This window comes from Bacillus sp. 0209A (genome assembly GCF_036765095.1).
Taxonomy (GTDB): domain Bacteria; phylum Bacillota; class Bacilli; order Bacillales; family Bacillaceae; genus Bacillus; species Bacillus subtilis_G.
In genome coordinates this window covers 268633-292859 of sequence record NZ_JBAIZV010000001.1, presented here as the reverse complement: position 1 = coordinate 292859, position 24227 = coordinate 268633, and the positions used below count along the sequence as shown (strand labels likewise).

Annotated in this window: 21 protein-coding genes; all 21 read left to right on the top strand. The window is 43.2% G+C overall.

Going from position 1 to position 24227, the window contains the following annotated elements:
- Positions 1–6 precede the first annotated feature (6 nt).
- Complete coding sequence (dxr, locus tag V6D44_RS01005) at positions 7–1158, top strand: 1-deoxy-D-xylulose-5-phosphate reductoisomerase (RefSeq protein ID WP_087991628.1); 1152 nt, start codon at positions 7–9, stop codon at positions 1156–1158.
- A gap of 6 nt (positions 1159–1164) precedes the next feature.
- The gene (rseP, locus tag V6D44_RS01000) at positions 1165–2433 is read left to right on the top strand and encodes an RIP metalloprotease RseP (RefSeq protein WP_087991629.1); all 1269 of its coding nucleotides are present in this window, start codon (positions 1165–1167) and stop codon (positions 2431–2433) included.
- A gap of 32 nt (positions 2434–2465) precedes the next feature.
- A complete protein-coding gene (gene proS / locus V6D44_RS00995; protein ID WP_253269097.1) occupies positions 2466–4160 on the top strand; it encodes a proline--tRNA ligase in 1695 nt (564 codons plus the stop codon).
- Between the two features lie 109 nt (positions 4161–4269).
- The gene (locus V6D44_RS00990) at positions 4270–8583 is read left to right on the top strand and encodes a PolC-type DNA polymerase III (protein WP_253269098.1); all 4314 of its coding nucleotides are present in this window, start codon (positions 4270–4272) and stop codon (positions 8581–8583) included.
- A 327-nt stretch (positions 8584–8910) separates the two neighbouring features.
- Positions 8911–9381 carry a ribosome maturation factor RimP gene (gene rimP, locus V6D44_RS00985; protein ID WP_003231915.1) on the top strand — a complete coding sequence of 157 codons (471 nt, stop codon included), beginning with the start codon at positions 8911–8913 and terminating at the stop codon, positions 9379–9381.
- Between the two features lie 34 nt (positions 9382–9415).
- The gene (gene nusA, locus V6D44_RS00980; RefSeq protein WP_087991632.1) at positions 9416–10534 is read left to right on the top strand and encodes a transcription termination factor NusA; all 1119 of its coding nucleotides are present in this window, start codon (positions 9416–9418) and stop codon (positions 10532–10534) included.
- A gap of 13 nt (positions 10535–10547) precedes the next feature.
- The gene (gene rulR / locus V6D44_RS00975; RefSeq protein WP_010334283.1) at positions 10548–10823 is read left to right on the top strand and encodes a glucose-induced regulator RulR; all 276 of its coding nucleotides are present in this window, start codon (positions 10548–10550) and stop codon (positions 10821–10823) included.
- Between the two features lies 1 nt (position 10824).
- Positions 10825–11127 (top strand): YlxQ family RNA-binding protein, encoded by a 303-nt coding sequence (locus V6D44_RS00970; RefSeq protein ID WP_087991633.1) that lies wholly within the window; start codon positions 10825–10827, stop codon positions 11125–11127.
- Positions 11128–11146: 19 nt separating this feature from the next.
- Positions 11147–13294, top strand: a complete 2148-nt coding sequence (gene infB, locus V6D44_RS00965; RefSeq protein ID WP_087991634.1) for a translation initiation factor IF-2 — start codon at positions 11147–11149, stop codon at positions 13292–13294.
- Positions 13291–13569 carry a DUF503 domain-containing protein gene (locus V6D44_RS00960; RefSeq protein ID WP_010328005.1) on the top strand — a complete coding sequence of 93 codons (279 nt, stop codon included), beginning with the start codon at positions 13291–13293 and terminating at the stop codon, positions 13567–13569. The genes infB and V6D44_RS00960 overlap by 4 nt, the downstream gene beginning before the upstream one ends.
- 16 nt (positions 13570–13585) lie before the next feature.
- On the top strand, positions 13586–13939 hold the full coding sequence (gene rbfA / locus V6D44_RS00955; protein WP_009967251.1) for a 30S ribosome-binding factor RbfA: 354 nt from the start codon (positions 13586–13588) through the stop codon (positions 13937–13939).
- An 82-nt stretch (positions 13940–14021) separates the two neighbouring features.
- On the top strand, positions 14022–14951 hold the full coding sequence (gene truB, locus V6D44_RS00950; RefSeq protein WP_087991635.1) for a tRNA pseudouridine(55) synthase TruB: 930 nt from the start codon (positions 14022–14024) through the stop codon (positions 14949–14951).
- 18 nt (positions 14952–14969) lie between these two features.
- Entirely contained in the window at positions 14970–15920 is a 951-nt protein-coding gene (gene ribF / locus V6D44_RS00945) for a bifunctional riboflavin kinase/FAD synthetase (protein WP_087991636.1), read from the top strand.
- Positions 15921–16076: 156 nt separating this feature from the next.
- Positions 16077–16346, top strand: a complete 270-nt coding sequence (rpsO, locus tag V6D44_RS00940; RefSeq protein ID WP_003154182.1) for a 30S ribosomal protein S15 — start codon at positions 16077–16079, stop codon at positions 16344–16346.
- Positions 16347–16519: 173 nt separating this feature from the next.
- Positions 16520–18637, top strand: coding sequence for a polyribonucleotide nucleotidyltransferase (gene pnp, locus V6D44_RS00935; RefSeq protein ID WP_087991637.1), 2118 nt, complete (start codon positions 16520–16522; stop codon positions 18635–18637).
- Between the two features lie 116 nt (positions 18638–18753).
- On the top strand, positions 18754–19713 hold the full coding sequence (locus tag V6D44_RS00930) for a polysaccharide deacetylase family protein (RefSeq protein ID WP_202327672.1): 960 nt from the start codon (positions 18754–18756) through the stop codon (positions 19711–19713).
- Between the two features lie 40 nt (positions 19714–19753).
- Positions 19754–20983 (top strand): M16 family metallopeptidase, encoded by a 1230-nt coding sequence (locus V6D44_RS00925; RefSeq protein ID WP_087991639.1) that lies wholly within the window; start codon positions 19754–19756, stop codon positions 20981–20983.
- Between the two features lie 78 nt (positions 20984–21061).
- A complete protein-coding gene (locus tag V6D44_RS00920; RefSeq protein ID WP_003238478.1) occupies positions 21062–21319 on the top strand; it encodes a YlmC/YmxH family sporulation protein in 258 nt (85 codons plus the stop codon).
- 186 nt (positions 21320–21505) lie between these two features.
- Positions 21506–22399: a dipicolinic acid synthetase subunit A gene (gene dpaA, locus V6D44_RS00915; protein WP_087991640.1), complete on the top strand. Its 894-nt coding sequence runs from the start codon at positions 21506–21508 to the stop codon at positions 22397–22399.
- 2 nt (positions 22400–22401) lie between these two features.
- A complete protein-coding gene (gene dpaB, locus V6D44_RS00910; RefSeq protein ID WP_087991641.1) occupies positions 22402–23004 on the top strand; it encodes a dipicolinate synthase subunit B in 603 nt (200 codons plus the stop codon).
- Between the two features lie 125 nt (positions 23005–23129).
- Positions 23130–24170: an aspartate-semialdehyde dehydrogenase gene (gene asd, locus V6D44_RS00905; protein WP_087991642.1), complete on the top strand. Its 1041-nt coding sequence runs from the start codon at positions 23130–23132 to the stop codon at positions 24168–24170.
- The last annotated feature ends 57 nt before the right edge of the window (positions 24171–24227 follow it).

Below are 24227 nucleotides of genomic sequence, written 5' to 3'. Positions count from 1 at the left end.
GGCACTTTGAAAAATATTTGTCTTTTAGGAGCAACAGGATCGATCGGCGAACAGACGCTTGACGTATTGCGTACGCATCAAGATCAATTTCAGCTGGTATCTATGTCGTTTGGCAGAAATATTGATAAGGCTGTTCCGATGATAGAGGCTTTTCAGCCGAAGTTTGTCTCTGTCGGTGATCTGGATACATATCATAAATTAAAACAAGTTTCTTTTTCATTTGATTGCCAAATCGGGCTTGGAGAAGAAGGCCTGATTGAAGCGGCAGTTATGGAGGAAGTCGATGTTGTTGTCAATGCCTTGCTCGGAAGCGTCGGTCTTATCCCGACGTTAAAGGCAATTGAACAGAAAAAAACAATTGCGCTTGCAAATAAGGAAACTCTTGTCACTGCCGGGCATATAGTTAAAGAACATGCTAAGAAATACGATGTTCCGCTGCTGCCTGTTGACAGTGAGCATTCGGCAATATTTCAAGCACTCCAAGGCGAACAGGCAAAAAATATTGAACGCCTCATCATTACAGCCTCCGGCGGAAGCTTTCGGGACAAGACGCGGGAGGAGCTCGAATCAGTAACAGTTGAGGACGCATTAAAACATCCGAATTGGTCAATGGGTGCAAAAATTACGATCGATTCGGCTACAATGATGAATAAGGGATTAGAGGTGATCGAGGCACATTGGCTTTTCGATATCCCATATGAACAAATTGATGTGGTTTTACATAAGGAGAGCATCATCCATTCAATGGTTGAGTTTCATGACAAAAGTGTGATCGCACAGCTTGGAACTCCTGATATGAGGGTTCCAATTCAATATGCCCTAACCTATCCTGACCGGTTGCCATTACCAGATGCCAAAAGGCTTGAATTATGGGAAATCGGCTGCCTTCATTTTGAGAAAGCTGATTTTGACAGGTTCCGATGCTTACAATTTGCGTTTGAATCAGGTAAAATGGGAGGAACAATGCCGACAGTGCTAAATGCAGCAAATGAAGTAGCTGTCGCTGCCTTTTTAGCCGGTAAGATACCGTTTTTGGCTATTGAAGACTGTATCGAAAAGGCACTATCCCGCCATCAGGTAATGAACAAACCGAACCTGGCGGACATTCAAGAAGTGGACAAAGATACCCGGGGATACGTCAATTCAATACTCACATAAGGTGGTATGTTCGTGAATACAGTTATAGCGTTTATTATTATTTTCGGAACGCTCGTTTTCTTCCATGAACTGGGTCATTTATTGCTAGCCCAAAGAGCGGGAATTCTCTGCCGTGAATTTGCGATCGGATTCGGTCCGAAGATTTTTTCTTTCAAAAAAAATGAAACAGTTTATACCATCAGGCTGCTTCCGGTCGGCGGATTTGTCCGTATGGCCGGCGAAGATCCGGAAATGATTGAGGTAAAACCCGGTTACACGGTCGGGCTTCTGTTTAATAAAGACGATCAAGTTGAGAAAGTCATCATCAATCAAAAGGAAAAATACCCGGATGCTTTAGTCATTGAAGTAGAAACTGCGGATTTAGAGCATGACATGAAGATCACCGGCTATGAACAGGGGAAAGAAGATGAACTTTCCAGCTTTGCTGTCAGTGAAACATCCTTTTTCATTGTAGACGGAGAAGAAGTGCAGATTGCGCCGTATAATCGCCAATTTGGTTCCAAACCTGTGTGGCAGCGAATTAAAGCGATTGCTGCAGGGCCGATTATGAACTTTATTTTAGCTTACGTCATTTTAGTGATGCTTGGGCTGATTCAAGGCGTGCCGTCAAATGAGCCTGTGCTCGGGCAGCTGACTGACAATGGACGGGCGGCCGAAGCGGGGCTAAAAGAAGGGGACTATATTCAAAGCATTAACGGAGAGAAAATGAGGTCTTGGACGGACATTGTCTCTGCTGTAAAAGAAAATCCGGAAAAAGAAATGGACGTTGCAGTAAAAAGAGATAACAAAACGCTTCATATTTCAGTGACTCCGGAAGCTGTTAAAGATGAGAACAAAAAAACAATCGGGCGTTTCGGTTCCTATGCGCCGACTGAAAAAGGCGTTCTCTCAGCAGTTGCTTACGGCGCGACTTCAACAGTTGATGTCACTAAAGCCATTTTAACCAACTTAAGCAAATTAGTAACAGGCCAATTTAAACTTGATATGTTGTCAGGTCCTGTCGGCATATATGACATGACAGACCAGGTGGCGAAAACAGGGTTAGTGAACTTATTCCAGTTTGCTGCGTTTTTAAGCATTAACCTTGGGATTGTCAACCTGCTTCCGATTCCGGCGCTTGACGGAGGAAGGTTGTTATTTCTATTTATTGAAGCGATTCGGGGCAAACCGATTAACAGGGAAAAAGAAGCATTTGTTGTGTTTATCGGAGTAGCTTTCTTAATGCTTCTTATGCTGGTTGTCACATGGAACGATATCCAGCGGCTGTTCTTGTAAACGAAAAGTAAATCAATCAGAGGTGCGAAGAAATGAGACAAAGCTTGACGCTTATTCCTACGCTCCGTGAAGTTCCAGCTGATGCCGAAGCAAAAAGCCATCAGCTTCTTCTGAGAGCAGGGTTTATCAGACAGAATACGAGCGGGGTATACAGCTATATGCCTCTTGCGTATAAAGTGATTCAAAACATTCAGCAGATTATTCGTGAAGAAATGGAGAAAATAGATGCCGTGGAAATGCTTATGCCCGCATTGCAGCAGGCTGAGACATGGCAGGAATCAGGCAGATGGTATACGTATGGTCCTGAACTGATGAGACTAAAAGACCGTCATGGCCGTGAATTTGCTTTAGGGGCAACGCATGAAGAAGTTATCACTTCACTTGTTCGCGATGAGGTTAAATCTTATAAGCGTCTCCCTCTGACTCTGTATCAAATTCAGTCTAAGTTCAGAGATGAAAAACGTCCCCGCTTCGGTTTGTTAAGAGGACGCGAATTTATTATGAAGGATGCGTATTCTTTCCATGCATCTGAAGAGAGCTTGGATAATACGTATCAAAAAATGTACGAGGCTTATTCTAATATTTTTGCCCGTTGCGGCATTAATGTAAGACCTGTCATCGCCGATTCAGGCGCAATGGGGGGAAAGGATACGCACGAGTTTATGGCACTTTCTGCAATCGGAGAGGATACGATTGCATATTCTGATGAATCACAGTATGCGGCTAATATCGAAATGGCTGAAGTTCTTTATCAAGAAGTCCCTTCTGATGAAGAGCCTCAAGCTTTAGAGAAAGTCCACACGCCTAACGTGAAAACAATCGAAGAACTGACTGCGTATTTACAGGTTTCTGCTGAAGCCTGCATGAAGTCAGTGCTGTTTAAAGCAGATGACCGTTTCGTCTTAGTGCTTGTAAGAGGGGACCATGAAGTTAACGAGATTAAAGTGAAAAACTTGCTTCATGCAGAAGTTGTGGAGCTTGCCTCACAAGAAGAGGTTATTCAGCAGCTTGGAACAGAACCGGGTTTTGTCGGCCCTGTCGGTGTCAAACAAGATGTTGAAGTATATGCCGATCATGCTGTGAAAGCAATGGTCAATGCTGTTGCCGGTGCAAATGAAGGAGATCATCACTATAAAAATGTCAACGTAAACCGTGACGCGCAAATTAAAGAATTTGCTGATCTTCGTTTTATTAAAGAGGGTGATCCTTCACCAGACGGCAAAGGTACAATCCGTTTTGCAGAAGGAATCGAAGTCGGACAAGTCTTTAAGCTTGGAACACGCTATTCAGAGGCGATGAATGCGACATACTTAGATGAAAACGGTCGCGCGCAGCCAATGCTGATGGGCTGTTACGGAATCGGTGTGTCAAGAACGCTTTCTGCTATTGCTGAACAGCACCACGACGATAAAGGATTGATATGGCCAAAAAGCGTTGCGCCGTACGATCTTCATATTCTTGCTTTGAACGTGAAAAACGATGGGCAAAGAGAGCTTGCTGAAAAGCTGTATGCCGATTTAAAAGCGGAAGGCTATGGAGTGCTCTATGATGATCGTGCTGAGCGCGCCGGTGTAAAATTCGCTGATTCAGATCTCATCGGCCTTCCAATCCGCATTACTGTCGGAAAACGTGCGGACGAAGGAATTGTCGAAGTGAAAATCCGTAAAACGGGTGAATCAACTGAAATTTCAGCAGACGAACTATCTGCTTTTATCAGCAAGCAGTAATCACCATAACGATTTATTAAAAAACATGTTAAAATAGAAATAATAGAAGGTACCTCATTTGCCTGAGGTACCTTCACTTATGAAGTTTTTAGGGAGGGGTACTGTCTTAATGGAACAGTTATCAGTAAACAGAAGGCAGTTTCAAATTCTTCTGCAGCAGATTAATATGACAGATGATACCTTCATGACATACTTTGAAGATGGTGAGATTAAAAAGTTGGCGATACACAAAGCGTCTAAGTCTTGGCATTTTCATTTTCAATTTAAATCTTTGCTGCCTTTTCAAATATATGACACATTAACAACGAGGCTGACGCAATCGTTTGCCCACATAGCAAAAGTGACATCTTCAATCGAAGTGCAAGATGCCGAGGTCAGCGAAAGTCTAGTACAAGATTACTGGTCACGCTGTATTGAGGAACTGCAAGGCATTTCACCGCCGATTATCAGTCTTTTAAACCAGCAAAAACCGAAATTGAAAGGCAATAAACTGATTGTCAAAACAAAAACGGACACGGAAGCGGTTGCTCTTAAGAACAAATATAGTTCTATGATTCAAGCCGGATACCGTCAATTTGGTTTCCCGGATCTTCAGCTTGATGCCGAAATCTTTGTATCCGAGCAAGAAGTTCAAAAGTTTCGGGAGCAAAAGCTTGCGGAAGACCAAGAGCGGGCCATGCAGGCACTGATTGAAATGGAGAAGAAAGATCAAGAAAGTGATGAAGATCAAATACCATCTGGGCCTCTTGTCATCGGTTATCAAATTAAAGATAACGAAGAAATCCGGACACTTGACAGCATCATGGACGAAGAACGGAGAATAACGGTCCAGGGTTACGTGTTTGATGTGGAGACACGAGAGCTGAAAAGCGGGCGTACGCTGTGTATCTTCAAAATTACAGACTACACAAATAGTATTTTAATCAAAATGTTTGCACGTGAAAAAGAAGATGCGGCACTGATGAAGTCTCTGAAAAAAGGAATGTGGGTAAAAGCACGCGGCAGCATTCAAAATGACACTTTTGTCAGAGATCTCGTCATGATCGCAAATGACGTAAACGAAATGAAAGCAAAAACCCGTGAAGATTCTGCATCTGAAGGAGAAAAAAGAGTGGAATTGCATTTGCATTCCCCAATGAGCCAAATGGATGCTGTTACGGGTGTCGGAAAGCTTGTCGAACAGGCAAAAAAATGGGGGCATGAGGCCATCGCTTTGACTGACCATGCTGTCGTTCAATCCTTCCCTGATGCGTATTCTGCCGCAAAAAAGCATGGAATTAAAATGATTTACGGGATGGAAGCGAATCTTGTTGATGATGGCGTGCCAATTGCTTATAACGCTGCACATCGGCTGCTTGAGGAAGAAACATATGTTGTTTTTGACGTCGAGACAACAGGACTGTCTGCTGTATACGATACCATTATTGAGCTGGCTGCAGTAAAAGTAAAAGGCGGAGAAATTATTGATAAATTTGAGGCGTTTGCGAACCCGCATCGTCCGCTTTCAGCCACAATCATAGAGCTGACCGGCATCACCGATGATATGCTTCGCGACGCTCCTGATGTCGTAGATGTAATAAGAGATTTCAGAGAATGGATCGGCGATGATATCCTTGTCGCTCACAATGCAAGTTTTGATATGGGATTCTTAAACGTAGCTTATAAAAGGCTTCTTGAAGTCGAAAAAGCTAAAAACCCAGTCATTGATACGCTTGAGCTTGGCCGTTTTCTCTATCCGGAATTTAAGAACCACCGTTTGAACACACTTTGTAAAAAGTTTGATATCGAACTGACACAGCATCACCGTGCGATCTACGATACTGAGGCGACGGCTTATTTGCTCCTGAAAATGCTGAAGGACGCGGCTGAAAAAGGCATTCAGTACCATGATGAGTTAAATGAAAATATGGGTCAGTCCAACGCTTATCAAAGATCGAGACCTTATCACGCAACATTACTTGCTGTGAACAGCACGGGTCTTAAAAATTTATTTAAGCTTGTGTCACTCTCTCATATCCATTATTTTTACAGAGTGCCTCGTATCCCGAGATCTCAGCTTGAGAAATATAGGGAAGGGCTTCTGATCGGTTCAGCCTGTGACAGGGGAGAGGTTTTTGAAGGAATGATGCAAAAATCGCCTGAAGAGGTGGAAGATGTCGCGTCATTCTATGATTATCTCGAAGTTCAGCCGCCTGAAGTGTACCGTCACTTGCTAGAACTTGAACTGGTCCGCGATGAAAAATCGCTTAAAGAAATTATTGCGAATATCACGAAACTGGGTGAAAAGCTAAATAAACCGGTTGTTGCTACGGGAAATGTACATTACTTGAATGACGAGGATAAAATCTACAGAAAGATTTTAGTATCCTCTCAAGGCGGGGCAAATCCGCTGAACAGACATGAACTGCCGAAAGTGCATTTCAGAACGACAGACGAAATGCTTGAAGCATTTTCTTTCTTAGGCGAAGAAAAAGCGAAGGAAATCGTTGTCACCAATACCCAAAAGGTTGCTTCTTTAATCGATGACATCAAGCCAATTAAAGATGATTTGTATACACCGAAAATCGAAGGCGCTGATGAAGAGATCAGAGAAATGAGCTATCAGCGTGCAAGAAGCATTTACGGCGAAGAGTTGCCTGAAATTGTGGAAGCGCGGATTGAAAAAGAATTAAAAAGTATCATTGGCCATGGCTTCGCTGTTATTTATTTGATCTCTCACAAACTTGTAAAACGTTCACTAGATGACGGATATCTCGTAGGTTCCCGTGGTTCCGTAGGCTCCTCATTAGTTGCGACGCTTACTGAGATCACTGAGGTCAACCCGCTGCCGCCGCATTATGTATGCTCTGAGTGCCAACATTCTGAGTTCTTTAATGACGGGTCTGTCGGTTCCGGTTTTGACCTGCCTGACAAGATATGCCCTCATTGCGGAACGCCTTTGAAAAAAGACGGCCATGATATTCCGTTTGAAACATTCTTAGGATTTAAAGGGGACAAAGTACCTGATATCGATTTGAACTTTTCAGGGGAATATCAGCCGCACGCACACAATTACACAAAAGTATTGTTCGGAGAAGACAATGTATATCGTGCGGGAACGATAGGAACAGTTGCAGAAAAAACAGCTTACGGATATGTAAAAGGCTATGCCGGGGACCACAATCTCCACATGCGCGGGGCCGAAATAGATCGGCTCGTACAGGGATGTACAGGTGTTAAACGTACGACCGGACAGCACCCTGGGGGTATTATCGTTGTCCCGGATTATATGGACATTTATGATTTTTCACCAATTCAGTTTCCGGCGGACGCCACAGGTTCAGAGTGGAAAACCACTCATTTTGATTTCCACTCCATCCATGACAACCTGTTAAAACTCGATATTCTCGGACACGATGACCCGACCGTTATTCGGATGCTTCAAGACTTAAGCGGAATTGATCCGAAAACCATTCCAACAGATGATCCTGAAGTGATGAAAATCTTCCAGGGAACCGAATCACTCGGTGTTACAGAAGAACAGATCGGCTGTAAAACGGGTACTCTGGGAATTCCTGAATTCGGAACCCGATTTGTGCGGCAGATGCTTGAAGATACAAAGCCGACAACTTTTTCCGAGCTCGTTCAGATTTCAGGCTTATCTCACGGAACTGATGTATGGCTCGGCAATGCACAAGAGCTCATCCACAATAATATTTGTGAGCTGAGTGAGGTTATCGGCTGCCGTGATGACATTATGGTTTATTTAATCTATCAAGGCCTTGAGCCATCCCTTGCCTTTAAAATCATGGAATTTGTACGTAAAGGAAAAGGATTAACGCCTGAATGGGAAGAAGAAATGAAAAATAACAATGTCCCGGACTGGTATATTGATTCTTGTAAAAAGATTAAATACATGTTCCCGAAAGCCCACGCCGCGGCTTATGTATTAATGGCGGTCCGCATCGCTTACTTTAAAGTGCATCACGCGCTTTTGTATTATGCGGCTTATTTTACCGTTCGTGCAGACGACTTTGATATCGATACAATGATCAAGGGTTCTACAGCAATCAAAGCCGTAATGGAGGATATTAACGCTAAAGGGCTTGATGCTTCACCGAAGGAAAAAAACCTTCTCACTGTGTTAGAATTAGCGCTTGAAATGTGTGAGAGAGGCTATACATTCCAAAAAGTCGATTTATATCGCTCCAGCGCTGCAGAGTTTATTATAGACGGCAACAGCCTTATCCCGCCGTTTAACTCCATTCCTGGATTAGGAACGAACGCTGCTCTGAATATTGTAAAGGCTCGTGAAGAAGGCGAATTCCTCTCTAAAGAAGATTTGCAAAAGAGAGGGAAAGTGTCAAAAACGATTTTAGAGTATTTAGATCGCCATGGCTGCCTGGAATCACTGCCTGATCAAAACCAATTGTCATTGTTTTAATATAGAAGCAGAATTTCTCAGGAAATTCTGCTTCTATGCATACATAAGCGCAAAAAGTGACATTGTAACATTAGAGTCTCTGTCATTTGCTTAGGTGAAGGTAAGTGTATATCCATTTGCAATAAAAATATGGTTATGGTATAGTTTTATTGGAAATGCTAACGATTACCGAGGCAAAGAGTGGGGAAACCCGCTCTTTTGTATTGAACAGGAGAATTTTGTCTCGACATGTTCATCGTTTACTTTTAAGCCCCTGCTCTTTTGAAGCAGGGTTTTTATGCAGAGTGACGAGACGAACATGAGATCGACAGCACAAGGAGGAAGAACATGAGCAAAAAAGTGACTGACACCGTTCAAGAGATGGCTCAGCCAATCGTAGACAGCCTTCAGCTGGAACTCGTTGACATTGAATTTGTCAAAGAGGGTCAAAGCTGGTTCCTTCGCGTGTTTATTGATTCCGATGACGGTGTGGATATTGAGGAATGTGCCAAAGTAAGCGAAGCTTTAAGCGAAAAGCTTGATGAGGCAGACCCAATCAGCCAAAATTACTTTCTTGAAGTCTCATCTCCAGGAGCTGAGCGTCCGCTAAAGAAAAAAGCCGATTTTGAAAAATCACTTGGGAAAAATGTGTACATTAAGACGTATGAGCCTATTGATGGCGTAAAAGTGTTTGAAGGTGAACTGGCTGAATTTGATGGACAAACAGTGACAGTTGAGATCACGATCAAAACAAGAAAGAAACGGATCAATATTCCGTATGAAAAGATAGCTAATGCACGATTAGCTGTTACGTTCTAATGAATACAAATGCTTTAAGGGGGGAGACCGTTAAATGAGCAGTGAATTATTAGATGCTCTCACGATTCTTGAAAAAGAAAAAGGCATCAGTAAAGAAATTATCATTGAAGCAATCGAAGCTGCGTTAATTTCTGCTTATAAGCGGAATTTTAATCAAGCGCAAAATGTACGAGTGGATTTAAACCGTGAAACAGGCTCCATCCGTGTATTTGCAAGAAAAGATGTCGTTGACGAAGTATACGACCAAAGACTGGAGATCTCTATTGAAGAGGCGCAGGGCATCCATCCGGAATATATGGTCGGCGATGTTGTCGAAATCGAAGTAACGCCTAAGGATTTTGGGCGCATAGCTGCTCAAACAGCGAAGCAGGTCGTCACACAGCGTGTGCGCGAAGCTGAGCGCGGTGTGATTTATTCTGAATTTATCGACCGTGAAGAAGACATCATGACAGGTATCGTCCAGCGTCTGGACAATAAGTTTATCTACGTGTCTTTAGGCAAAATAGAAGCCTTGCTGCCGGTTAATGAGCAAATGCCAAATGAAAGCTACAAGCCTCATGACCGCATTAAGGTATTTATCACAAAAGTAGAAAAAACGACGAAGGGCCCGCAGATTTATGTGTCAAGAACACACCCAGGCCTGTTAAAGCGTTTGTTTGAAATCGAAGTGCCTGAAATTTATGATGGAACTGTCGAGCTGAAATCTGTAGCCAGAGAAGCCGGAGACCGTTCGAAAATTTCGGTCCGCACAGACGACCCTGACGTGGATCCTGTCGGCTCATGCGTAGGCCCTAAAGGCCAGCGTGTTCAGGCGATCGTCAATGAATTAAAAGGTGAAAAAATTGACATTGTCAACTGGTCCAGTGATCCTGTAGAATTTGTCGCAAATGCACTCAGTCCTTCGAAAGTGCTGGAAGTCATCGTTAATGAGGAAGAAAAAGCGACAACTGTTATTGTCCCTGATTACCAGCTGTCTCTGGCGATTGGCAAAAGAGGACAAAACGCACGCTTAGCTGCTAAACTGACAGGCTGGAAGATTGATATTAAGAGCGAAACGGACGCAAGAGAACTTGGAATCTATCCGAGAGAACTTGAAGCAGACGACGATGAGCCGCTTTTTACGGAGCCTGAAACTGCTGAAACGGATGAATAAGAGGTGGCCTTAGGTGAATAAACACAAGAAGATCCCGTTACGCAAATGTGTAGTGACTGGTGAAATGAAGCCTAAAAAAGAATTGATCCGAGTTGTACGTTCGAAAGAAGGCGAAATCTCAGTAGACCCGACCGGAAAGAAGAACGGGCGGGGTGCTTATTTAACGCTGGATAAAGAGTGCATTTTAGCAGCAAAAAAGAAAAACACTTTACAAAATCAATTTCAATCACAAATCGATGACCAGATTTTCGAAGAATTGCTAGAGCTGGCGGAAAAGGTGAAAAAATAAAATGTCTGGAATGGAATGGTTTCCCTTGCTGGGTCTGGCCAATCGAGCTCGTAAGGTCGTGTCAGGCGAGGACTTGGTAATTAAAGAAATCAGGAATGCGCGTGCAAAGCTTGTCCTGCTTACAGAGGATGCATCATCTAACACAGCGAAAAAAGTAACCGACAAGTGCAGCTATTATAAAGTCCCTTATAAAAAAGTCGAGAGTCGCGCGGTTCTTGGACGCTCTATCGGTAAAGAAGCCCGTGTCGTTGTCGCCGTCACTGACCAAGGTTTTGCGAATAAGCTGATCAGCTTGCTCGATTAATATTTTTGGGGGTGAACGAATGGCTAAAATGAGAGTATACGAATATGCAAAAGCATTAAATGTTTCAAGTAAGGAAATTTTGACCGCACTGAAAAACATGAATTTAGAAGTGAATAATCACATGGCCATGCTTGAAGAAAAGGCTATTAAACAGCTTGATGCCAAATATAAAAAAGGCGGCGCAGCCGTTAAATCTCAAAAGCCTGCAGAAACGAACAAAAACAAACAGACGCAAGGGGTTAATCAGCAATCTGCTGGAAATCAACCAAATAAAATTCGAGACGGAAAGAAGAATGACGTGCAGAATAATCAATTTAACAAAAACAAGAAGAATAACAACAACAAAAAAAATAAACGCAACAACAACAATAAGAATCAATATCAGCAAAAGCCTGTAAAGCCGAAAAAAGAGCTTCCTGAGAAAATTACATTCTCCGGCACTTTAACAGTCGGCGCATTGGCTGAGGAGCTTGGCAAAGAGCCTTCAGAACTCATTAAAAAGCTGATGCTTCTTGGCGTAATGGCAACCATTAACCAAGAGCTTGATAAAGATACAATCGAACTCATTGCATCAGAATATGGTGTAGAAACAGAAGAAGTCATTGTGCTTGAAGAAACAGAACTGGAAAAATATGAAGAGCCTGATAAAGAAGAGGATCTTGAAATTCGTCCTCCTGTCGTGACGATCATGGGTCACGTTGACCATGGGAAAACGACGCTTCTTGACAGCATCCGTAAAACGAAGGTTGTTGAAGGAGAAGCCGGCGGAATCACCCAGCATATCGGTGCTTACCAAATTGAAGAGAACGGCAAGAAAATTACGTTCTTGGATACTCCGGGCCACGCCGCATTTACGACAATGCGTGCACGCGGTGCAGAAGTAACTGATATTACGATTCTCGTTGTGGCTGCAGATGACGGTGTAATGCCGCAAACTGTAGAAGCGATTAACCATGCAAAAGCAGCTGAGGTTCCAATTATCGTTGCTGTGAATAAAGTCGATAAAGAATCCGCAAATCCTGACCGTGTGATGCAGGAACTGACGGAATACGGACTTGTCCCTGAAGCTTGGGGCGGAGAAACCATTTTTGTTCCGCTTTCCGCTTTAACCGGAAAAGGCATTGATGAACTCGTTGAAATGATTTTGCTTGTCAGTGAAGTAGAGGAATTGAAAGCGAATCCGAAACGCCAGGCAAAAGGAACGGTTATTGAAGCGGAACTTGATAAAGGCAGAGGGTCAGTTGCGACATTGCTCGTACAGACTGGGACACTGAATGTCGGTGATCCTATCGTAGTTGGCAATACATTTGGCCGTGTCCGTGCCATGGTCAACGATATTGGACGCCGTGTAAAAACTGCCGGCCCGTCAACTCCGGTTGAAATTACCGGTTTGAACGATGTCCCTCAAGCTGGAGACCAATTCCTTGTCTTTAAGGATGAAAAAACAGCTCGTTCTGTCGGGGAAGCCCGTGCTTCGAAACAGCTTGAAGAGCAGCGCAGCGATAAAGCGAAACTCAGTCTTGATGATTTATTCGAGCAAATTAAACAAGGTGATGTAAAAGACATTAACCTCATCGTAAAAGCTGATGTTCAAGGATCTGCTGAAGCCTTAACGGCCGCACTTCAAAAAATTGAAGTAGAAGGCGTTAAAGTGAAAATCATCCACACAGGCGTTGGTGCAATTACTGAATCTGACATTATCTTGGCATCTGCTTCCAATGCAATAGTTATCGGGTTTAATGTGAGACCGGACGGAAATGCTAAGAGTACGGCTGAAGCTGAAAATGTAGATATTCGTCTTCACCGTATCATTTACAAAGTAATCGACGAGATTGAAGCTGCCATGAAAGGTATGCTTGATCCTGAATATGAAGAAAAAGTAATTGGCCAAGTAGAAGTACGCCAAACATTCAAAGTATCTAAAATAGGTACAATTGCCGGCGGATATGTTACTGAAGGAACCATTACGCGCGACAGCGGCCTCCGTTTAATTCGTGACGGCGTCGTCATCTTCGAAGGCGAAGTAGACGTTTTGAAACGTTTTAAAGACGATGTGAAAGAAGTTTCACAAGGCTATGAATGTGGTATTACAATTAAGAAATACAATGACATTCGCGAAGGTGACATCCTGGAAGCTTATGTCATGCAAGAAATTGAAAGAAAGTGATCGGATTTGCGGAATGTGAATGCATCATTTATGATGCAGGATCGCTAAAAGAAAAGCGTGCCGTTCTGAAGCGGGTTTTAACCAGGGTTCAAAACAAGTTCAATGTTTCGATTTCGGAGATTGACTATCAGGACACATGGCAAAGGACCAGCTTCGGAATCGCCGCTGTTTCTTCCTCTCGCGTTCAAACAGAAAAAGAGCTGCAGCGCGTCCTAGCGTTTATCGATTCTTTTCCTGAAATTGAACGGACGATCACTAGGACAGAGTGGTTTTAACTTAGAGGTGATTGAATTGAGTATGAGAGCAAACCGTGTCGGCGAGCAAATGAAAAAAGAACTCGGTGATATTATCAGCCGCAAGCTGAAAGATCCGAGAATAGGTTTTCTGACAGTAACGGATGTACGTGTATCAGGTGATTTGCAAATTGCAAAGGTGTATATCTCGGTTCTCGGCGACGAGAAAAAACGGGAGGAAGCGCTGAAAGGGCTGGCAAAGGCGAAAGGATTTATCCGATCTGAAATCGGCAGCCGCATCAGACTTCGAAAAACGCCTGAAATTGAATTTGAGTTCGATGAATCAATCGATTACGGAAATCGAATCGAAACGCTGATTCACGAATTACATTCAGAGAAACCATCTGAATAAAAAATGGAGAGGATAGGCGTATATCGTCTGTCCTCTTTTCTTCGTTTTAAAGAGAAAAAACCAAAAGAAGGAGTGAAAGACAATGGTTAACGGAGTTCTCCTTTTACATAAACCGGTTGGCATGACATCGCACGACTGTGTCATGAAGATCCGAAAACTGTTAAAAACAAAAAAAGTAGGACATACGGGAACACTCGATCCAGAAGTGTCAGGTGTACTTCCGATTTGTGTGGGAAGGGCGACAAAAATAGTCGAATACTTGACTGAAAAGTCTAAAACATATGATGCGGAAATAACACTTGGCTTTTCAACGACAACAGAGGATCAGACTGGCGAAAGGGTTGAAACTAAGCCTGTCAATCAAGCCATTGATAAAGCAGATGCAGTAAAAGTTTTAAATAGCTTAAAGGGTAAACAAGAGCAAATTCCTCCCATGTATTCCGCTGTCAAAGTAAACGGCAAAAAATTATACGAGTACGCAAGAGCAGGTATTCAGGTAGAACGTCCAAAACGTATGATTACTATTGAAGACATTGCCCTGACGACAGAGATTAAACATAATGGAGAAACGGCAAGCTTTCGGTTTACAGTGACATGCTCCAAAGGGACCTATGTAAGGACGCTGGCGGTCATGATCGGAGAAAAACTCGGATATCCGGCTCATATGTCTCATTTAATCCGTACGGCATCCGGAGACTTCTCTCTCGACGAATGCTTTACCTTTGATGAACTGGAAACACAGGCTCAGTCCGGGACCGTGGGAGAGCATACAGTTCCTATTGAAGGCGCGCTCAATCATTTGCCGAAATGGATCATAAGTGATACATTAGCTAAGAAAGTAGAAAATGGGGCTTTGCTTGAGACGCCCGAGCAGTTTTCTGAGATGACAAGCGAAGACCGCATTGCTGTCTTTACGGAATCTGGAAGTTGTTTGGCGATCTATTTTCCCCATCCTACAAAAAAAGGGCTGTTAAAGCCGGCAAAAGTATTGCTGCAAAAAAGCGAACAATAGAAAAAAGGTGACCGTTCTGTGAAGACGATACATATTACACATCCTCATCATTTAATCAAAGAGGAGCAGGCAAAGTCTGTGATGGCGTTAGGGTATTTTGACGGCGTTCATCTAGGGCATCAAAAGGTAATCGGCACAGCGAAGCAGATAGCTGAAGAAAAGGGCCTGGCGTTAGCTGTGATGACCTTTCATCCTCATCCTTCCCATGTATTGAGGAGGAATCAGGAGCCAAAGGATCTGATTACGCCTCTGGAAGATAAAATAAACCAAATTGAACAATTAGGCACAGAGATTCTGTATGTCGTTAAATTTAATGAAGCATTTGCTTCTCTTTCTCCTAAGCAGTTTGCAGGCCAGTATATTGTCGGTCTTAATGTACAGCACGCTGTTGCGGGCTTTGACTTTACGTACGGCAAATACGGTAAGGGAACAATGGAGACCATGCCGCATGATTTAGATGGAGAAGCTGAGTGCACAATGGTAGAAAAATTAACGGAACAAGATAAAAAAATCAGTTCCTCGTATATCCGTACCGCGCTTCAAAACGGAGACGTTGAATTGGCGAATGTCTTGCTTGGACAGCCTTATTTTATAAAAGGAATTGTCATTCACGGTGATAAAAGAGGGCGGACCATCGGGTTTCCGACAGCAAATGTCGGTTTAAATAACAGCTATATCGTTCCGCCGACGGGTGTATATGCCGTAAAAGCGGAAGTGAACGGCGAAGTCTACAACGGCGTTTGCAATATCGGCTATAAGCCGACATTTTATGAAAAACGCCCGGAGCAGCCTTCAATCGAAGTCCATCTGTTTGATTTTGATCAAGAGGTATACGGAGCCGCTATAAAAATTGAGTGGTATAAACGGATTCGGAGCGAGCGGAAATTCAATGGCATCAAAGAATTAACAGAGCAAATTGAGAAAGACAAGCAGGAAGCCATCCGTTATTTCAGCAATTTGCGGAAATAACATGCAATGTACACAAATTTCATTTTAAAATATTTGCATATAGGCGCGATTTTTAGTATGATAGTTTGCGTAGTCTTAAAACCATTGCTTGGCAATCCGAAGTCACCGACGGTTGCTAGGTAACTGGGGCTAAATATGATTTGGAGGTGAAACAGGATGGCAATTACTCAAGAGCGTAAAAACCAACTCATCAGTGAGTTCAAAACACACGAATCTGATACTGGATCTCCAGAAGTTCAGATCGCTATCCTAACTGACTCAATTAACAATTTGAACGAGCATTTACGTACTCATAAGAAAGACCACCATTCACGTCGCGGTCTTCTTAAAATGGTAGGTAAGCGTCGTAATCTTCTTACGTATCTACGTAATAAAGACGTAACTCGTTATCGTGAGTTAATTAACAAACTAGGCTTACGTCGATAATCGTAAAAAGCGGGAGGATTCCCGCTTTTTTATCGTATTAAAGCGAAAATTTCTTATAACAAATCATTGAAATCCTTTTACATACTACTTTGACATTGATATGTTCAATTCATTTCGTTCATAATAGGAGTAATTGATTATTTCACACAACGAAGAGAGGAGTTCGTAATCGTATGGGACAAGAAAAACATGTCTTTACCATAGATTGGGCCGGAAGAACGCTTACCGTTGAAACCGGCCAGCTTGCCAAACAGGCAAACGGTGCTGTTATGATCCGTTACGGTGATACAGCAGTGCTTAGTACAGCAACCGCTTCAAAAGAACCAAAACCACTTGATTTCTTCCCGCTTACTGTAAATTATGAGGAAAGATTATATGCGGTAGGGAAAATTCCGGGCGGATTTATTAAAAGAGAAGGGCGTCCAAGTGAAAAAGCGGTTCTTGCCAGCCGTTTAATCGACCGTCCGATCCGTCCTTTGTTTGCTGATGGATTCCGTAATGAAGTTCAAGTCATCAGCATTGTCATGAGTGTTGACCAAAACTGCTCTTCTGAAATGGCCGCTATGTTCGGTTCATCTCTGGCTCTTTCTGTATCGGATATTCCGTTTGAAGGACCGATTGCAGGGGTTACTGTCGGACGCATTAATGATGAATTTATCATTAACCCGACAGTCGATCAGCTTGAGAAAAGCGATATCAATCTTGTCGTTGCCGGCACGAAAGATGCCATTAACATGGTAGAAGCGGGAGCGGATGAAGTTCCTGAGGAAACCATGCTTGAAGCCATTATGTTCGGCCATGAAGAAATTAAACGCCTGATTGCATTCCAAGAAGAAATTGTAGCAGCAGTCGGCAAAGAAAAATCAGAAATTGCGCTCTATGAAATTGATGAAGAGCTTAGTGAAAAAGTAAAAGCTTTAGCAGAAGAAGATTTGCTGAAAGCCATCCAGGTTCATGAAAAGCATGCCCGCGAAGATGCCATTAATGAAGTGAAAAAAGCAGTTGTGGCGAAATTCGAGGATGAAGAGCATGATGAAGACACAATCAAGAAAGTGAAGCAGACTTTATCCAAGCTGGTGAAAAATGAAGTGCGCCGGTTGATTACTGAAGAGAAAGTAAGACCGGACGGCCGCGGTGTCGATCAAATCCGCCCGCTTTCTTCTGAGGTCGGCCTCTTGTCAAGAACTCATGGATCAGGGCTGTTTACAAGGGGACAAACACAGGCTCTCAGCGTATGTACGCTAGGCGCTCTTGGAGATGTGCAAATCCTTGACGGCTTAGGTGTCGAAGAGTCGAAACGGTTTATGCATCACTACAACTTCCCGCAATTCAGCGTTGGGGAAACAGGGCCAATGCGCGGACCGGGACGCCGTGAAATCGGACATGGAGCACTGGGTGAGCGTGCGCTTGAGCCAGTTATTCCGTCTGAAAAAGACTTCCCTTACACTGTCCGTCTTGTATCAGAAGTGCTTGAATCAAATGGTTCTACGTCTCAAGCAAGTATTTGCGCAAGCACACTTGCAATGATGGATGCCGGTGTACCAATTAAAGCCCCAGTTGCGGGTATTGCGATGGGTCTTGTCAAATCAGGCGAACATTACACTGTTCTGACTGACATCCAAGGCATGGAAGACGCGCTTGGAGATATGGACTTTAAAGTAGCCGGAACTGAAAAAGGCGTCACGGCGCTGCAAATGGACATTAAAATCGAAGGACTTTCCAGAGAGATTCTTGAAGAAGCGCTTCAGCAGGCGAAAAAAGGAAGAATGGAAATTCTCAATAGCATGCTTGCGACATTAAGCGAATCAAGAAAAGAGCTTTCTCAATATGCACCTAAGATTTTAACAATGGCCATTAATCCTGATAAGATCCGCGATGTCATCGGGCCAAGCGGAAAACAAATCAATAAAATCATCGAAGAAACCGGTGTTAAAATTGATATTGAACAGGACGGCACCATCTTTATTTCTTCAACAGTTGAAAGCAGCAACCAAGAAGCGAAAAAAATCATTGAAGACCTTGTCAGAGAGGTTGAAGTCGGCCAGCTTTACCTAGGTAAAGTGAAACGAATTGAAAAATTCGGAGCTTTCGTTGAAATTTTCAGCGGAAAAGACGGTTTGGTGCACATTTCAGAGCTTGCGCTTGAACGCGTAGGAAAAGTTGAAGATGTTGTGAAAATCGGGGACGAGATTCTTGTCAAGGTCACTGAAATTGATAAACAAGGACGAGTCAATTTGTCCCGTAAAGCGGTGCTCCGTGAAGAGAAAGAAAAAGAAGAACAACAATCTTAAATGAAAACATAAAAGGAGCCTGGGAGACCCGGCTTCTTTATTTTGAAGCTTTTAAAATGCAGGCAGGTTCTACCTTGTCCTTATCCTTCATAATGTGAGGTGAGGGGGGACAGAACATGTACAAAAAATTTGTGCCGTTTGCCGTTTTTCTATTTCTTTTTTTTGTCTCATTTGAGATGATGAAAAATCCGCACACACTTGATTATATAGGGGCAATGAAAAAAGATACGGTGACTGTCACGGCGTCCAAAGACCCGCTATATGAAGAATTGCTTCAAAAAGCGCCGGAATATGAAGTTAGGCCCCAGGATGCCAGAGTAGATAAGGTCTGGAAAAGCATTCCCGGTTACAATGGGTTGATGGTCAATATTGAAAAATCATATAAAAAAATGAAAAAGCACGGCGAGTTTCGGGAAAACGATTTGGTGTACAGGCAAGTAAAACCAAACATTCATCTTGAGTCTCTTCAGCCTGAGCCTATTTATAAAGGAAATCCTGACAAACCGATGGTGGCTTTTTTAGTCAATGTGGCATGGGGAAATGAATATTTAGAAAAAATGCTCCCTGTTCTGCAAAAGCATCAGGTCAAGGCTACGTTCTTTTTAGAAGGCAATTGGGTGAGGAAAAATGAACAGCTTGCTAAAAAGATTGCGGAAGAAGGACATGAAATCGGAAATCATTCATACAATCATCCGGATATGAGCAAACTGACTACAGGAAGAATTTCCGAGCAGCTCGACAAGACAAATGAGCAAATAGAAAAAACGCTCGGTGTTAAGCCGAAGTGGTTTGCTCCGCCGAGCGGAAGTTTTAGAAAAGCGGTCGTCGACATTGCAGCTGAGAAACAGATGGGAACAGTCATGTGGACAGTTGATACGATCGATTGGCAAAAACCGTCTCCGTCTGTGCTTCAAACGAGAGTGTTAAGCAAGATACATAATGGTGCCATGATTTTAATGCATCCGACTGACCCTACGGCTGAAAGTCTTGAAGCGCTGATTACAAAGATAAAAGATAAAGGATACGCGCTTGGAACAGTCACCGAACTAATGGATGAAACAAGACTGTTGAAGTAACAGATGCAGGCAGCTTGTCTTTGAATAGGAGGAACAAAATTTGATTAAACGATATACGTGTCAAAATGGTGTAAGAGTTGTGCTGGAAAATAACCCGACAGTCCGTTCTGTTGCGATCGGCGTGTGGATCGGCACCGGTTCGCGGCACGAAAAGCCGGAGATAAACGGGATTTCTCACTTTTTAGAGCACATGTTCTTTAAAGGGACGAGCACAAGATCTGCACGAGAGATAGCAGAATCTTTTGATCGTATTGGCGGTCAGGTCAATGCGTTTACCTCAAAGGAATATACCTGCTACTATGCAAAGGTCCTTGACGAGCATGCAAATTACGCACTGGACGTATTAGCAGATATGTTTTTTCATTCAACGTTTGATGAAAACGAGCTGAAAAAAGAAAAAAATGTAGTATATGAAGAGATTAAAATGTACGAAGATGCGCCGGACGACATTGTGCATGATTTACTGAGCAAAGCCACTTACGGCAATCATTCTTTAGGCTATCCTATTCTTGGTACGGAAGAAACGCTTGCTTCCTTCAACGGCGACTCTCTCAGACAATACATGCATGATTATTATACACCGGACCGAGTGGTCATTTCGGTAGCGGGTAATATATCTGACAGTTTTATCAAAGATGTAGAGAAATGGTTCGGGTCATACGAGGCCAAAGGCAAAGCGACAGGCCTCGCGAAGCCCGAGTTCTACACGGAAAAACTGACGAGAAAAAAAGAAACAGAGCAGGCTCATTTATGCCTTGGCTTTAAAGGCCTTGAGGTTGGTCATGAACGCATTTATGATTTAATCGTCCTGAATAATGTGCTCGGAGGCAGCATGAGTAGCCGCCTGTTCCAGGATGTCCGTGAAGATAAAGGGCTCGCTTATTCTGTTTACAGCTATCACAGCTCTTATGAGGACAGCGGTATGCTTACCATTTACGGCGGGACCGGTGCAAATCAGCTTCAGCAGCTGTCAGAAACAATTCAAGAAACCCTTGCTACATTAAAACGCGAAGGTATTACCTCTAAAGAGTTGGAAAACAGCAAAGAGCAAATGAAGGGAAGCTTGATGCTGAGCTTAGAAAGCACAAACAGCAAAATGAGCCGAAATGGAAAAAATGAACTGCTGCTCGGCAAACATAAAACTTTAGATGAGATCATCAAGGAATTAAACGCTGTAAACTTAGAGCGAGTCAACGGCCTTGCCAGACAACTGTTTACTGAAGATTATGCACTGGCACTCATCAGCCCCTCCGGCAATATGCCATATTAAAAAGAAAAAGCCTGCCCCATAACGGAGCAGGCATTTTTTAATTCCTTTAATCATACATAGTACAAGGGGGTGACAGACATGCGGCTCAGTGAATTATCAGGAAAGGAAATTGTAGACATCAAAAGAGCTGAACGGCTGGGAGTACTCGGCCAGACCGATTTAGAAATCAATGAACAGGATGGACAGATTACGGCACTCCTCATTCCGACAGTTAAGTGGTTTGGTTTGAGAAAACACGGTCAAGACATTCGTGTCCCCTGGCATCATATTCAAAAAATCGGATCAGATATGATCATATTAGACGTGCCTGAGGAAATGTCTCCTCGGCAAGAGTAAGAAAAAAGCCCAAAAGAATATAGTGCGGGCTCCAAAGTAAACTTATGAAACATCGGCTTCGGCAGCCGGTGTTTTTTTCTATGAAAAAAGCGCTTTTTAATTCACCGGTAATTCCTTTTGATCATAAGATGAAGGGGAGCTTAACAACTAGAGATCCAGTATATACAAAGAAGGTGAACGTTTAAAATGTTAACCGGATTGAAAATTGCAGTTATCGGCGGTGACGCAAGACAGCTCGAAATAATAAGAAAGCTCACTGAACAGCAGGCTGACATCTATCTTGTCGGTTTTGACCAATTGGATCACGGTTTTACCGGAGCAGTAAAATGCAACATTGATGAAATTCCTTTTCAGCAAATAGACAGTGTTATTCTCCCAGTGTCTGCAACAACAGGAGAAGGTGTCGTATCGACTGTATTTTCGAATGAAGAGGTTGTGTTAAAACAGGAGCATCTCGACAAAACACCTGCACACTGTGTCATTTTCTCAGGAATTTCTAACGCCTATTTAGAAAACATTGCAGCTCAAGCAAACAGAAAACTTGTTAAGCTGTTTGAACGGGATGACATTGCGATATACAATTCTATTCCGACAGTAGAAGGAACCATTATGCTGGCTATTCAGCACACGGATTATACGATACACGGATCTCAGGTGGCCGTTCTCGGTCTGGGGCGCACCGGGATGACGATTGCCCGCACATTTGCCGCGCTTGGAGCGAATGTAAAAGTGGGGGCAAGAAGTTCAGCGCATCTGGCACGTATTACTGAAATGGGACTCGTTCCTTTTCATACCGATGAGCTGAAAGAGTATGTAAAAGATATAGATATTTGTATTAATACAATACCGAGTATGATTTTAAATCAAAAGGTACTTTCTAGCATGACACCAAAAACCTTAATATTGGATCTGGCCTCACGTCCCGGGGGAACGGATTTCAAATATGCCGAAAAACAGGGGATTAAAGCACTTCTTGCCCCTGGTCTACCAGGAATTGTCGCTCCTAAAACAGCTGGGCAAATCCTCGCAAACGTCTTGAGCAAGCTATTGGCTGAAATACAAGCTGAGGAGGGGAAGTAAGCATGTCGTCATTAAAAGGAAAAAGAATCGGGTTTGGGCTGACTGGATCGCACTGCACATATGAAGCGGTTTTCCCGCAAATTGAGGCCCTGGTCAACGGAGGGGCAGAAGTCCGTCCGGTTGTCACTTTTAACGTAAAATCCACAAATACCCGATTTGGAGAAGGAGCGGAATGGGTTAAAAAAATTGAAGACCTGACCGGATATGAGGCCATTGATTCGATTGTGAAGGCAGAGCCCCTTGGGCCGAAGCTGCCCCTTGACTGCATGGTCATTGCGCCCTTAACCGGCAACTCAATGAGCAAGCTTGCAAATGCTATGACAGACAGTCCGGTGCTGATGGCGGCAAAAGCGACAATCCGAAACAATAGGCCAGTCGTTCTTGGTATCTCGACAAATGATGCTCTCGGTTTAAACGGAACAAATTTAATGAGGCTCATGTCAACAAAAAATATCTTTTTTATTCCATTCGGGCAAGACGATCCATTTAAAAAACCGAATTCAATGGTAGCCAAAATGGATCTGCTTCCGCAAACCATTGAAAAGGCGGTTATGCATCAGCAGCTTCAGCCGGTTCTGGTTGAGAATTATCAGGGAAATGACTAAATTTACAGAAAATCTTTCCCAAACTAAAAAATTCGGTCATCACCCGCATATTCTATGGTAAAATAAAACGTAAAATCATAGTCAAATCAATTCAATGATGCTGATTGGCGGAAGGAGTTTTACAGATGGGAAGAGGTTTACACGTAGCAGTTGTCGGAGCGACAGGGGCTGTAGGACAACAAATGCTGAAAACACTTGAAGACAGAAACTTTGAAATGGACACACTTACATTGCTATCTTCCAAACGCTCTGCGGGGACAAAAGTCACGTTTAAAGGCCAAGAGCTGACTGTTCAGGAAGCTTCTCCCGAGAGCTTTGAAGGGGTAAATATTGCTTTGTTCAGCGCCGGCGGAAGCGTATCACAGGCATTGGCACCAGAAGCTGTAAAACGCGGCGCTATTGCTATAGATAATACGAGTGCGTTCCGCATGGACGAAAATACACCGCTTGTTGTGCCTGAAGTGAATGAGGCAGACTTGCATGAACACAACGGCATTATTGCCAATCCGAACTGCTCTACAATCCAAATGGTTGCGGCTCTTGAACCGATCCGCAAAGCATACGGCTTAAACAAAGTCATCGTATCAACTTACCAGGCGGTTTCAGGAGCGGGAAATGAAGCTGTAAAAGAGCTTTACAGCCAAACACAGGCGATTTTAAATCAAGAAGAAATTGAGCCCGCGATCATGCCTGTAAAAGGCGACAAAAAACACTATCAAATCGCCTTCAACGCGATTCCGCAAATTGATAAATTCCAAGATAACGGCTATACGTTTGAGGAAATGAAAATGATAAATGAAACGAAAAAAATCATGCACATGCCGGACCTTCAAGTAGCGGCTACATGTGTGAGACTGCCAATTCAAACTGGGCACTCAGAGTCCGTCTACATTGAGGTTGACCGTGATGACGCTACAGTTGAGGATATTAAAAAACTATTAAAAGAAGCTCCGGGCGTGACACTTCAGGATGACCCAAACCAGCAGCTTTATCCGATGCCTGCTGATGCCGTCGGTAAAAACGATGTGTTTGTTGGCCGTATCCGCAAAGATTTGGACAGAGCAAACGGTTTTCATTTATGGGTTGTTTCTGATAACCTGTTAAAAGGCGCGGCATGGAACTCTGTTCAGATTGCAGAAAGCCTGAAAAAACTAAACCTCGTATAAAAGAGAGAATTTCCTAAAGACGAATAGAAGAGAGTAAGGTGCTATCAGCCTGCTCTC